Genomic DNA, 12,274 nt, shown 5'->3' with positions numbered 1-12,274 from the left:
GGACCACAAGAGGAGGAACGCCGTGCGGATGGCGGAGCTGAGTCGGACGACGGGCGTCTCCGTGCCGATGATCAAGTTCTATCTGCGGGAGGGGCTGCTCCCCGGCGGGGAGCGGACCAGTCCCAACCAGGCCAGATACGATCAGCGGCACGTGCGCCGCATCATGCTGGTCCGGGCCCTGGCCGACTACGCCGGGCTGTCCATCGCCGACATCCGCGAGCTGCTCGCACATCTCGGCGAGCCCGGCCGCAGCCTGCACGACCAGCTCGGCGTCGCGCAGAAGGCGGTCACCCCCCGCCGGGAGCCCGGCGAGGGCGAGGAGTGGGACAGGGCCGAGCGCCGGGCCAGGGAGCTGATCCAGCGCCACGGCTGGGAGGAGGAGCCCGACAGCCCCGCGATGCAGACCGTCACGGGCGTGCTGCTCACCGCGGCGGGGCTGGGCTACGACGGCATGCTGGACCGCCTCGACGAGTACGCCGAGGCGGCGGAGCTGATCGCGCGGGCCGACGTCGCGGCCGTGGCCGAGCGGACGGACCTGGAGGGCATGGTCGAGCTGGTCGTGGTCGGGACCTCGCTCGGCGACGCGCTGGTCGCCGCGCTGCGGCGGATCGCGCAGGCCGGCGCCTCGGCCCGCCTGTTCGGCGACGGCTCCGAGCGGCCCTGCGGCCCGGAAGGCGGCGACGGGCCGGAAGGCGAAGACGGACCGGAGGACGGTGACGGGCCGCCGGATGGTGACGGGCCGGAGGGCGGTGACGGCTCGGGGCCCCGGGACGGTTCACAGGACCGCAACGGTTCCGGGGGCGGTGGCGGCTGAGCGGCCCTCGGAACCGCCGTTCAGCCCCTCGCGGCGGCTGAACGGCCCGTCCGGCCCCGCCGGCTCAGACCCCCAGGGAGGCGTCCCGCAGGCGCGCCACCGCCTCCTGGGAGCCGTTCAGCTCGACTCTGGCGTACGGCTGGCGGCCGAAGCAGAAGAGCACCAGCTCGCCGGGCCGGCCCGACACCTCCACCCGCGCGCCGTCCCGGGGTCCGCCGAGCAGCACGTCGCGGGGGCCCCCGCCGGCCGGGGCGCCGGTGCGGCGCAGCACCACGCCCACCGGCGACCTGCGCAGCAGCAGGCGGCCGAGGCCGCGCAGCCGCTTCCACAGGAGCTCCTCGAAGGCCGCGGGCAGCTCCCGCGGCTCCCAGCCCGGCCGTGCCCGCCGTACGTCCTCGTGGTGGATGAACAGCTCGACGGTGTTGACCGTGCTGTCCAGGCCGGGGACGAGGCCGTACAGTCCCGCCGGGCCGGAGCGGACCAGCTCCACCAGGCCGGCGTAGCCGTGCCGGGCCTTGAGGGACTCCTGCACCGCGGCGGTGCGGCCGGCCAGCCGCCGGATCGCGATGCCTCCCGCGGCGTCCGGGCGGCGCTCGCGCAGCACGAGGTGGGCCGCCAGGTCGAAGGCCGTCCACCCCTCGCACAGGGTGGGGGCGTCCGGTCCGACCTGGAGGAACAGGTCGCTCAGCGCGGCGCGTTCGGCGCGGGCGTGGGTCATTCGACGATCCTAACAACCCCTGGGTTCGGGGGATTTTGCCGGTAATGGGCGCCTTGGGGGAGGCGCGCGGGGAATAAGGACATGATCTGGCGTGATAGTGACTTACGTGGAAACGTACCCCCGGCTTCTTCTCATCGAAAGGACACCTCCCGAGTGGCGAGCAAGGTGACCTCGGCGGTCATGCGTAAAGGGCTCCGCGTCCTCGGGGTGGCCGTCCGCGCCGAGAAGGCGGTCTTCACGGCCGCCGTCCTGGCCAGCGCCCTGTACGGCGTGATGACGGTCGCGTCGGCGTGGGCACTGGGCTGGGCGACCGAGCACGTGGTGCTCGCCTCGTTCCGTCAGGGAGAGGTCACCGGCGGCGCGCTCGCCCTCGGGGCCACCCTGATCGTCGGCGTGTCGGTGTTCAAGGCGTTCGGCGTGGCCGGCCGGCGCTACTTCGCCGGCCTCATGCAGTACCGGATGCAGGCCTCCTCCCGGCGCGGCGTCACCCGCCAGTACCTGAGGCTGCCCCTGTCGTGGCACCACCGCCACCCCACCGGGCAGCTGCTGTCCAACGCGAGCTCCGACGCCGAGGCGGCCTGGGCGCCGCTGGCGCCGCTGCCGATGGCGGTCGGCGTGGTCGTCATGCTGGTCACCGCGGCCGTCTCGCTGGTCCTCACCGACCCGGTCCTCGCCCTCGTCGGCTTCCTGATCTTCCCCGCGATCGCGGTGCTGAACCTGCTCTACCAGCGCCGCCTCAGCCCCCTGGCCACCCGCGCCCAGCAGCTCCGCGCCGAGGTCAGCGAGATCGCGCACGAGAGCTTCGACGGCGCCCTGGTCGTCAAGACCCTCGGCCGCGAGGACGAGGAGACCGCGCGGTTCCGCGCCCGTGCCGAACGGCTGCGCGACGCCAACGTCGCCGTCGGCCGGGTCCGCGGCCTGTTCGACCCGCTGCTGGAGGCGCTGCCAACCCTCGGCGTGCTCGCCGTGCTGCTGATCGGGTCGATGCGCCTGGAGAGCGGCGCGGTCACCCCGGGGACCCTCGTCGAGGTGGCCTACCTGTTCACCCTGCTGTCCTGGCCGATCCGGGCGCTGGGCTGGGTGCTGGCCGAGCTGCCCCGCGCCGTCGTCGGCTACGAGCGGGTCCAGGCCGTGCTGTCCGCGACGGGCTCCATGACCCACGGCGAGGCCGGGCTGCGCGGCGAGGCCCCCGCCAGGCTGGAGGTCCGCGGCCTCCACTACGCCTACGGCGACGCCGAGGTGCTGCACGGGGTGGACCTCACGGTCGAGCCCGGAAGCACCGTGGCGCTGGTCGGGCCCACCGGCTCGGGCAAGTCCACGCTCGTGCAGACCTTCGTCCGCCTGGTGGACCCGGTGGCGGGCGCCGTCCTGGTCGACGGGACGGACCTGCGCGAGGCCGCCCGCGGCGAGGTCAGCGCCGCGGTGGCGCTGGTGCCGCAGCAGACGTTCCTGTTCGACGACACCGTGCGCGGCAACGTCACCCTCGGCCTCCCGGTCTCCGACGAGGAGGTCGGGGAGGCGCTGCGCCTGGCCCAGGCCGACGGTTTCGTCGGCGCGCTGCCCGCCGGGCTCGACACCAGGCTCGGCGAGCGCGGCGCGTCCCTGTCCGGCGGGCAGCGCCAGCGCCTGGCCCTGGCCCGCGCGCTGGTCCGCCGCCCCCGGCTGCTCGTCCTGGACGACGCCACCTCCAGCGTCGACCCGCAGGTGGAGGGGAAGATCCTGTACGGCCTGCGCGACGCGGCCCGCTCCTCGACCGTGGTCGTCGTCGCCTACCGGATGGCCACCATCGCCCTGGCCGACGAGGTGGTCTATCTGGAGCACGGCCGCGTCGTCGACCACGGCCCGCACGAGGAGCTGATCGGCCGCTGCGAGGGTTACCGCAACCTCGTCACCGCCTACGAACGCGAGGAGGCCGAGCGCGAGGCGCTCGACGAGGACGGGACCGGAACCGGGACCGGGGTCCCCGGCACAGCCGGAGCCGCCGGGGTCCGGATCACCGTGCCCGGGGCCGTCACGAAGGACACGGAAGAAACGGAAGAAGAGGAAGAGGTCAGAGCGTGAGTTCGCTTCAGGGCACCGAGCGCTCGGCGCTGGCCACCGTACGCCACGGGCTGTCGCTCACGCCCGAGTTCCGCAGGGGCCTGGCCGGGACGCTCGCCCTGGCCGTCGTCGCGACCGTGGGCAAGGTGATCGTGCCGATCGCCGTCCAGCAGACCATCGACCGGGGGCTCAAGGGGTCGGTCCCGGACGTGTCCTACATCCGCGCCGCCGTGCTGCTGTGCGCGGCGGCCGTGGCGCTCACCGCGCTGTGCGCGTACCTGATGAACGTCCGCCTCTACCGGGCCACCGAGGCGTCCCTGGCCACGCTGCGGGTGCGTGGCTTCCGCCATGTGCACGACCTGTCGGTGCTGACCCAGAACACCGAGCGCCGCGGCGCCCTGGTCTCCCGCGTCACCGGCGACGTGGACCAGATCAGCACGTTCATGCAGTGGGGCGGTCTGATGATCGTCATCTCCGTGGGGCAGCTCCTGGTCGCGACCGTCCTGATGACCGTCTACTCCTGGCAGCTCACCCTGCTGGTGTGGGCCTGCTTCCTGCCCCTGATGATCGTGCTGCCGCGCTTCCAGCGGTGGCTGTCGGGCGCCTACACGCTGGTCCGCGAGAGGGCCGGCGACATGCTGGCCGCGATCAGCGAGTCGGTCGTGGGCGCCGCGGTGATCCGCGCCCACGCCTCCGAGGCGCGCACCGCCGAGCGGCTGGACGCCGCGATCGAGGCCAGCAAGGCCGCGCAGACCCGCACACAGCGGATCGTCGCCACGGTGTTCCCGGTGACCGAGATCGTCGCGGCGGTGGCCGTCGCCGGCGTGGTGCTGCTCGGGGTACGGCTGGGCGTCTCCGGCGAGATGACCGCCGGCAGCCTGGTGGCCTTCCTGTTCCTGATCACCCTGTTCGTATCGCCCCTGCAGACCGCCACCGAGGTGCTCAACGACGCCCAGAACGCCGTGGCCGGCTGGCGGCGCGTCCTGGGCGTGCTGGACACCCCGCCCGACGTGGCCGACCCGGGCGCCGGCGGCGTCGAGCTGCCGCGCGGTCCCATCTCCGTCGCCTTCGAGGACGTCTCCTTCGCCTACCCCGGCGGCCCCCCGGTGCTGGACGGCGTGTCCGTCGAGATCCCGCCGCGTTCGCGGATCGCGGTGGTGGGGGAGACCGGCTCGGGCAAGACCACCTTCGCCAAGCTGCTGACCCGTCTGATGGACCCGGTCTCCGGCCGGGTCACCGTGGACGGCGAGGACCTGCGCCGGATCCGCTTCTCCTCGCTGCGCGAGCGGATCGTCATGGTGCCGCAGGACGGCTTCCTGTTCGACGGCACCCTCGCCGACAACATCCGTTTCGGCCGCCCGGAGGCGACCGACGAGGAGATCACGCTGGCCCTGACCGAGCTGGGGCTCGCTGACTGGCTGGAGGGGCTGCCCGCCGGGCCGGACACCCCCGTCGGCCAGCGGGGCGAGTCGCTGTCGTCGGGCGAGCGCCAGCTCGTCGCCCTCGCCCGCGCCTACCTCGCCGACCCCGACCTGCTCCTGCTCGACGAGGCCACCTCCGCCGTGGACCCCGCCACCGAGGTACGGCTGGCCCGCGCGCTGGAGGGCGTCACGCGGGGCCGTACGGCCGTCTCCATCGCCCACCGGCTGTCCACCGCCGAGGCGGCCGACGAGGTGCTGGTCTTCGACCGGGGCCGGATCGTGCAGCGCGGCCCGCACGCCGAACTGGTCCGCCAGGGCGGCGTCTACGCGGACCTGCACGCCTCCTGGGTCGCGGCGGCCCGCTCCTGAGGGCCGTCCCGCGGGGCCGCCTCGGGGTCGCGGCCTTCCGTCCGCGGCCCCGCCACCTGGACGGCGCCGTCGCCGTCCAGGTGGCGGCGGGGTTCTCCGGTGGCGCCGGGGAGGATTAGCGCGCGGGCGGTGAGGTAGTGCCTGTGGTGTGAACCCGACACCCGCGTCACGGGGAGAACATCGATGACGGACCTGAACGGCGAGGAGACGGAGGGGCAGCGGCCCCCGGTGCTCGACGTGCGCTCCGCGGCGGCCCGCGGTGACCTGCTCGACGAGATACCCGACCTGAGGGTCCTGGACGATGACGACGACGATCCCGTGCTGGTCAGGGAGGACGGCAGCCCGGTCGACACCTGGCGGGAGAAGTACCCCTACGGCGAGCGGATGGGCCGGGAGGAGTACGACCGGCTCAAGCGGCTGCTCCAGATCGAGCTGCTGAAGCTGCAGTACTGGATCAAGGACACCGGCGGGCGGCTGGTGATCCTGTTCGAGGGGCGCGACGCGGCCGGCAAGGGCGGCACCATCAAGCGGTTCATGGAGCACCTCAACCCGCGCGGCGCCACCGTCGTCGCCCTGGAGAAGCCCAACGAGCGCGAGAGCACCCAGTGGTACTTCCAGCGCTACATCTCCCACCTGCCGGCCGCCGGCGAGATGGTCTTCTTCGACCGCTCCTGGTACAACCGCGCCGGGGTGGAACGGGTGATGGGCTTCGTCTCGCCCGACGAGTACCTGGAGTTCCTGGAGCAGACCCCCGAGTTCGAGCGCATGCTCGTCCGCGACGGCGTCCACCTGGTGAAGTTCTGGTTCTCGGTGTCCCGCTCCGAGCAGCGCACCCGCTTCGTGATCCGCCAGGTCGACCCGGTCCGGCAGTGGAAGCTGTCGCCGATGGACGTGGCCTCCCTCGACAAGTGGGAGGAGTACACCCAGGCCAAGGAGGACATGTTCCTGCACACCGACACGGAGGCGGCGCCGTGGACGGTGATCAAGAGCAACGACAAGAAGCGCGCCCGCATCGAGGCGATGCGCCACGTGCTCAGCCTGTTCGACTACGCCGACAAGGACCACGAGGTCGTGGGCACGCCCGACCCCAGGATCGTCGTCCAGGCGGCCGACCTGCTCGACGACGACCGCTCCCGCTGAGGCGCGGCGGGCCCCGCGCGGGACCGTACGGCCGCCGGCGGGACGTCCCGCGGCGGGCCGCCCGATGCGCGGGGACGGTGGCGGGCGGCGTGATGACCGGGTGCGGGACCGGGCGGTGACCGGGTGCGGGGACCGGGCGGCGGCCCGGCCCCCGGCTGCGGCAGAATTGCGGCATGTCCCTTGACCCCGCCATCGCGGCCCGGCTGAAGCGCACCGGCGACGGGCTGGTGCCCGCCGTCGTCCAGCAGTACGACACCGGCGAGGTGCTGATGCTCGCCTGGATGGACGACGAGGCGCTGCACCGCACCCTCACCACCGGCCGCGCCACCTACTGGTCGCGCAGCCGTGGCTCCTACTGGGTGAAGGGCGACACCTCCGGCCACGTCCAGCACGTCAGGTCCGCCGCCCTCGACTGCGACGGCGACACCATCCTGCTCAAGGTCGACCAGGTGGGCGCGGCCTGCCACACCGGCGACCGCACCTGCTTTGACGCCGACCTGCTCGAGGTGACGTCCGGGTGACGGCCGCGCGGGCGCTGTGGACCTGGGTGGCGGTGTGCGCGGCGGGAGCCGGGCTGGTGCTGCTGTCCTCCGGCCGCGACTGGTTCACCGTGACGTACGGCGCCCGCGCGGTGCCGGTCTCCGCGGCCGACGTGGCCCCCGCGCTGGGCCCGGCCGCCTGGGCGGCGCTCGCCGCGATCGTCGCGGTGCTCGCGACCAGGGGGGTGTGGCGCGGGATCGTCGGCGGCGTGATGGCGGCGTGCGGGGCCGGGGCGGTGGCGGCCGCCTGGGCCGGATCCCGCCCGGCGGCGGCGGCCTCGGTCGCCGCCGAGCACGCCACCGGAGCGGCCGGCCCGGCCGGCGGGCTGGTCACCGCGGCCCCGGCTTGGCCGGTGGTGGCCGCGGTGGGGGGCCTGGTCCTGCTGGCCGGGGGAGCGGTGGCCGCCGTCCGGGGGCGCCGCTGGCCCGGCATGTCCGACCGCTACGAACGTTCCGGCGGGGCGGGCCGCGCCGAGGCCCGGGGCACCGGTGAGCGGGCGCTGTGGGACGCGATCGACCGGGGCGCCGACCCGACGGCCGATCCTGAGACGCCGGACGTCCCCGGTGGGCCCGGCGGTCACGGCGGACCGAACATCTCCGGCGGACCGGACGGCCCCGGGAGACCGGACGATCCGGACACGTCGCGCTCGTTCTGAGCGGCCGGGCGTTCCGGGCGCGCCGGGCCCGCTCCGAGCGGCTGGACACCCCGGGCGCGCCGGGCTCACCGGGAGGTCACGAACTCCGCACGGAAAAGGGCGTGGACCGGTGGGGCCGCTCGTTCTTCACTAGGATCTCGCTCCGCGGGCCGACAAAGGGGGTCATTCATGAGTTACGGGAACCAGTCCGGCGGTTATGGACCTCCGTCCGGCGGTCACGGTCCCTACGGGGACCACGTCCCCGGCGGTTACGGCCCGGCGGACGGTTACGGCGCGGGGAACGGTTACGGCGCGGGAGGCGGGCCCGTCTCGGGAGGCGGGTACGGCACGCCGGGCGCGTACGGGCCGTCCGGCGGCTACGACCCCTACGGGTACGGCCCGCCGCCGCCCCGCGGCAACAACGGCATGGCCATCGCCGCGCTGATCCTGGGCATCGCGGGCCTGTTCCTGTGCGGGATCACCTCGATCGTGGGCGTGGTGCTCGGCCACGTCTCGCTGGGCCAGATCAAGCGCACCGGAGAGGAGGGCCGGGGCATGGCGGTCGCCGGGCTGGTCCTGTCCTACTTCGGCATCGCCTGCTGGGTGGGCGTGGTGCTGGTGTGGCTCGCCTTCTTCGGGCTCTTCGCGGGCGCGGCGTACACGGGGCTCTGACCGGCGCTCCGGCCGGTGCGCGGCGACCTCCGGCGGAATCCCCGTACGGGGTCTCGTCCGTTTCCCGCGCGCCCCGCGCACGGACGGTTCCCGCCCGGAGTCCTGCCCGGGAGCGGCGGAGCGCGGCCGGGCCGGGGGCGGGGCGCCGGTCCGGGGTTGAGTATCGTGGCCGGTGGAGGTCGTCCCGGTGGTGAGGGGCGCGCGGGCGGGGTGGAGGTGCGGGCGAGGCGATGGCGACGGACGGGGACGCGGTCCCGCGGAGGACGCGGGTGAGGTCCCTGACGGTCCCGCTGGGCGCCGCCGCGGCGGTGGTCCTGGCGGCCGCCTACGTCGGCGCCGTCGACCCCGGCGAGCCCGGTCACTACCCGCCGTGCCCGTTCCTGCTCCTCACCGGCCTGTACTGCCCGGGTTGCGGGGGGCTGCGGGCGGTGCACGCGCTCGTCCACGGAGACCCGGCGGCGGCGCTGGGGTTCAACCCGTTCGTCGTGGCGCTGGTGCCGGTTGCGGCGCTGGTATGGGGCCGGTGGGCCCTGCTTTCCTGGCGAGGCCGACCGTTTGCCGTGAAATCCGTACAAGCTAACTATGTATGGGCATTTCTGGCTTTAATGATCCTTTTCTGGATATTGCGCAATGTACCTTTTGGGGAATTCTTAGCCCCATAGTCCGATACGGTGTCCCCCGTGGCAGGTGGACCCGGCAAGCCCGATACCATCGGCTGGACAAGGGCAATCGATTCGGGAGGGGCCTTACTCGTGAGCGAGTGGAGCGAGCGGACCGCGGTCACGGCAGGGTTCGCTGACCTGACCTCCGAGTTTCGCGAGGAGGTCAGGTGAGCGTGCTGGACGAAATCCTCGACGGGGTGCGCGCCGACCTCGCCGAGAGGCAGCGATCGGTGTCGCTGGAGGAGCTCAAGGAACGCGCCGGCCGGGCCGCCCCGCCCCGTGACGCCTACGCGGCGCTCGGCGGGGACCAGGTGGCCGTCATCGCCGAGGTCAAACGGTCGAGCCCGTCCAAGGGCGCGCTGGCCGCGATCGCCGACCCCGCCGCGCTCGCCGGGGACTACGAGGCGGGCGGCGCCCACGTGATCAGCGTCCTGACCGAGCGGCGCCGCTTCGGCGGCAGCCTCGACGACCTGGCCGCCGTCCGCGCCGTCGTCGACATCCCCGTGCTGCGCAAGGACTTCGTCGTCACCTCCTACCAGCTGTGGGAGGCCCGGGCCTACGGCGCCGACCTGGCGCTGCTGATCGTGGCCGCCCTGGAGCAGAACGCGCTGGTCTCGCTCATCGAGCGGGCCGAGTCGATCGGGCTGGCCCCGCTGGTCGAGGTGCACACCGAGGAGGAGCTCGACCGGGCGGTCGACGCCGGAGCGAAGCTCATCGGCGTCAACGCGCGCAACCTCAAGACCCTCGAAGTGGACCGCGACGTCTTCGCCAAGCTGGCCGCCAAGATCCCCGAGGGCGTCATCAAGGTCGCCGAGTCCGGGGTGCGCGGCCCCCACGACCTGCTCGCCTACGCCAGGGCCGGCGCCGACGCCGTCCTGGTGGGCGAGAGCCTGGTCACCGGCAAGGACCCGCGGGCCGCGGTGGTCGACCTCGTCACCGCCGGAGCCCATCCCGCATCCCGACCCGAGGGGCAGTAGAGCAGTGGCAGCGACAGAGGAGACCATCCTGACCCCCGCCGACCTCGCCGGTAACGGCGTGTACGGCGACGACCCCGACGTCCGGGGCAAGTTCGGCGTCTTCGGCGGCCGCTACGTGCCGGAGGCCCTGATCCCGGCGCTCGACGAGGTCGCCGCCGAGTACGAGAAGGCCAAGAACGACCCCGACTTCATCCGCGAGTTCGACCACCTGCTGCGCACCTACGCCGGGCGGCCGACCACGCTCACCGAGGTGCCGCGGTTCGCCGAGCACGCCGGCGGGGCCCGGATCATCCTCAAGCGCGAGGACCTGACCCACACCGGCGCACACAAGATCAACAACGTGCTCGGCCAGGCGCTGCTCACCCGGCGCCTCGGCAAGACCCGGGTGATCGCCGAGACCGGCGCGGGCCAGCACGGCGTCGCCACCGCGACCGCCGCGGCCCTGCTCGGCCTGGAGTGCGTGATCTACATGGGGGCCGTCGACTGCGAGCGCCAGGCGCTCAACGTCGCCCGCATGAAGCTGCTCGGCGCCACCGTCGTGCCGGTCGCCAACGGCAGCCAGACCCTCAAGGACGCCATCAACGAGGCGTTCCGTGACTGGGTGGCCAACGTCGACCACACCCACTACCTGTTCGGCACGATCGCCGGCCCCCACCCGTTCCCCGAGATCGTCCGCGACTTCGCCCGTGTCATCGGCGTCGAGGCCCGCCGCCAGATGCTGGAGCTCACCGGCCGGCTGCCGGACGCCGTGGCCGCCGCGGTCGGCGGCGGATCCAACGCGATCGGCATCTTCCACGCCTTCATCGGCGACGAGGACGTCCGGCTGCACGGCTACGAGGCCGGTGGCCGGGGCGCCGGGAACGGCGAGCACGCCCTCACCCTCACCCAGGGTTCCGTCGGCGTCCTGCACGGCGCGCGCACCTACGTGCTGCAGGACGACGAGGGCCAGACGATCGAGTCCCACTCGATCTCCGCCGGTCTCGACTACCCCGGCGTCGGCCCCGAGCACGCCTGGCTCAAGGACTCGGGCCGCGCCTCCTACCACGGCGTCACCGACGCCGAGGCGATGGAGGCGTTCGCGCTGCTCGCCCGCACCGAGGGCATCATCCCGGCGATCGAGTCCTCCCACGCGCTGGCCGGGGCCCTCAAGCTCGGCCGCGAGCTCGGCCCCGAGGCGATCATCCTGGTCAACCTCTCCGGCCGCGGTGACAAGGACATGGGCACCGCCATGAAGTACTTCGACCTCTGACGACCGGCCCGCCTCCCCGCGCCCGGGCGCGGGGAGGAAGACCTGAACCGCGTGACTGGAACCAACGATGACGACTCTTCAGACGGTGTTCGCCAAGGCGAAGGCGGACGACCGCGCCGCACTGATCGGATATCTCCCTGCCGGCTTCCCCACCGTGGAGGGCGCCGTCGCGGCAGCCTCCGCCATGGTGGAGGCCGGCTGCGACGTGATCGAGATCGGCCTGCCGTACTCCGATCCGCTCATGGACGGCCCGACGATCCAGGCGGCCGTCCACCGGGCGCTGACCAACGGCACCCGCATCGCCGACGTGCTGCGCACCGTCGAGGGCGTCGCCGCGACCGGGGCCGCCACCCTGGTCATGACCTACTGGAACCCGATCGACCGCTACGGCGCCGAGCGGTTCGCCCGTGACCTGGCGAACGCCGGCGGGACGGGCACCATCACCCCCGACCTGACGCCCGAGGAGTCCGGCGCCTGGCGTGAGGCCAGCGCCGCCGCCGGGATCGACACCGTCTTCCTCGTCGCGCCCAGCTCCACCGAGGAGCGCATCAAGGCCGTCGCCGACTGCTGCACCGGCTTCGTCTACGCGGCCTCCCTGATGGGCGTCACCGGCGCCCGCGACACGGTGAGCTCCGCCGCCCGCGACCTGGTCGAGCGGACCCGCCCGCACGCCGACGTGCCGGTCTGCGTCGGCCTGGGCGTCGGCACCGGCGCCCAGGCGGCCGAGGTGGCCGGGTACGCCGACGGCGTCATCGTCGGCTCGGCCTTCATCCGCCGGATGCTGGACGCCTCCGACGAGGCCGCGGGACTGGCGGCCGTCCGCGGGCTCGCCGCCGAACTGGCCGACGGCGTCCGCCGCCGCTGATCACGCGCCGCTGATCACGCGCGGCTGACCGCCCGCCGTCGGCCACGCGCCGTCGGCTGCACGAGGCCGGTGCCGTACCCCCGCGGGGGTACGGCACCGGCCTCGTGGCGTTTCCCGCGCCGGTCGCATGCCGCCGCGGACCGTACGGCCTCGGCCGCGCGTCGCCGATCGCC

At 73.7% G+C, this 12,274-nt stretch carries 12 protein-coding genes; 11 read left to right on the top strand and 1 reads right to left on the bottom strand.

Going from position 1 to position 12,274, the window contains the following annotated elements; genetic code table 11:
• Positions 1–28 precede the first annotated feature (28 nt).
• On the top strand, positions 29–814 hold the full coding sequence (locus tag AB0D67_RS35090) for a MerR family transcriptional regulator (protein WP_362945537.1): 786 nt from the start codon (positions 29–31) through the stop codon (positions 812–814).
• A 64-nt stretch (positions 815–878) separates the two neighbouring features.
• Here the strand turns inward: AB0D67_RS35090 and AB0D67_RS35085 are convergent, their stop codons facing one another.
• Complete coding sequence (locus tag AB0D67_RS35085) at positions 879–1,532, bottom strand: TIGR03085 family metal-binding protein (protein WP_362945536.1); 654 nt, start codon at positions 1,530–1,532, stop codon at positions 879–881.
• Positions 1,533–1,712: 180 nt separating this feature from the next.
• Here AB0D67_RS35085 and AB0D67_RS35080 point away from each other — a divergent pair, with 180 nt between their 5' ends.
• The 10 genes from AB0D67_RS35080 (at position 1,713) to trpA (ending at position 12,101) form a co-directional block, all read left to right on the top strand.
• Positions 1,713–3,593 carry an ABC transporter ATP-binding protein gene (locus AB0D67_RS35080; RefSeq protein ID WP_362945591.1) on the top strand — a complete coding sequence of 627 codons (1,881 nt, stop codon included), beginning with the start codon at positions 1,713–1,715 and terminating at the stop codon, positions 3,591–3,593.
• A complete protein-coding gene (locus AB0D67_RS35075) occupies positions 3,590–5,362 on the top strand; it encodes an ABC transporter ATP-binding protein (protein WP_362945534.1) in 1,773 nt (590 codons plus the stop codon). The genes AB0D67_RS35080 and AB0D67_RS35075 overlap by 4 nt, the downstream gene beginning before the upstream one ends.
• A 183-nt stretch (positions 5,363–5,545) precedes the next feature.
• The gene (gene ppk2 / locus AB0D67_RS35070; RefSeq protein WP_362945532.1) at positions 5,546–6,502 is read left to right on the top strand and encodes a polyphosphate kinase 2; all 957 of its coding nucleotides are present in this window, start codon (positions 5,546–5,548) and stop codon (positions 6,500–6,502) included.
• 173 nt (positions 6,503–6,675) lie between these two features.
• Positions 6,676–7,023: a phosphoribosyl-AMP cyclohydrolase gene (gene hisI, locus AB0D67_RS35065; RefSeq protein WP_362945530.1), complete on the top strand. Its 348-nt coding sequence runs from the start codon at positions 6,676–6,678 to the stop codon at positions 7,021–7,023.
• Positions 7,020–7,697 (top strand): Trp biosynthesis-associated membrane protein, encoded by a 678-nt coding sequence (locus AB0D67_RS35060; RefSeq protein WP_362945528.1) that lies wholly within the window; start codon positions 7,020–7,022, stop codon positions 7,695–7,697. Before hisI ends, AB0D67_RS35060 begins: the two co-directional genes overlap by 4 nt.
• 168 nt (positions 7,698–7,865) lie before the next feature.
• Positions 7,866–8,348 (top strand): DUF4190 domain-containing protein, encoded by a 483-nt coding sequence (locus AB0D67_RS35055; RefSeq protein ID WP_362945526.1) that lies wholly within the window; start codon positions 7,866–7,868, stop codon positions 8,346–8,348.
• Between the two features lie 269 nt (positions 8,349–8,617).
• A complete protein-coding gene (locus tag AB0D67_RS35050) occupies positions 8,618–9,010 on the top strand; it encodes a DUF2752 domain-containing protein (RefSeq protein ID WP_362945524.1) in 393 nt (130 codons plus the stop codon).
• Positions 9,011–9,177: 167 nt separating this feature from the next.
• Entirely contained in the window at positions 9,178–9,987 is an 810-nt protein-coding gene (gene trpC / locus AB0D67_RS35045) for an indole-3-glycerol phosphate synthase TrpC (RefSeq protein WP_362945522.1), read from the top strand.
• Positions 9,988–10,045: 58 nt separating this feature from the next.
• Positions 10,046–11,236 (top strand): tryptophan synthase subunit beta, encoded by a 1,191-nt coding sequence (gene trpB, locus AB0D67_RS35040; RefSeq protein ID WP_362945589.1) that lies wholly within the window; start codon positions 10,046–10,048, stop codon positions 11,234–11,236.
• A gap of 67 nt (positions 11,237–11,303) precedes the next feature.
• Positions 11,304–12,101: a tryptophan synthase subunit alpha gene (trpA, locus tag AB0D67_RS35035; RefSeq protein WP_362945520.1), complete on the top strand. Its 798-nt coding sequence runs from the start codon at positions 11,304–11,306 to the stop codon at positions 12,099–12,101.
• Positions 12,102–12,274 lie beyond the last annotated feature (173 nt).

The sequence above is a fragment of the Streptosporangium sp. NPDC048047 genome (genome assembly GCF_040653115.1).
Classification (GTDB): Bacteria; Actinomycetota; Actinomycetes; order Streptosporangiales; family Streptosporangiaceae; genus Streptosporangium.
This window is presented reverse-complemented; position numbering and strand designations above follow the sequence as displayed.

Bases quoted from the DNA above. Each gene is read 5' to 3' on its own strand.
- hisI (WP_362945530.1), top strand. From the start codon at position 6,676: ATGTCCCTTGACCCCGCCATCGCGGCCCGGCTGAAGCGCACCGGCGAC.
- ppk2 (WP_362945532.1), top strand. From the start codon at position 5,546: ATGACGGACCTGAACGGCGAGGAGACGGAGGGGCAGCGGCCCCCGGTG.
- trpA (WP_362945520.1), top strand. From the start codon at position 11,304: ATGACGACTCTTCAGACGGTGTTCGCCAAGGCGAAGGCGGACGACCGC.
- AB0D67_RS35090 (WP_362945537.1), top strand. From the start codon at position 29: ATGGCGGAGCTGAGTCGGACGACGGGCGTCTCCGTGCCGATGATCAAG.
- AB0D67_RS35055 (WP_362945526.1), top strand. From the start codon at position 7,866: ATGAGTTACGGGAACCAGTCCGGCGGTTATGGACCTCCGTCCGGCGGT.
- AB0D67_RS35085 (WP_362945536.1), bottom strand. From the start codon at position 1,532: ATGACCCACGCCCGCGCCGAACGCGCCGCGCTGAGCGACCTGTTCCTC.
- AB0D67_RS35080 (WP_362945591.1), top strand. From the start codon at position 1,713: ATGCGTAAAGGGCTCCGCGTCCTCGGGGTGGCCGTCCGCGCCGAGAAG.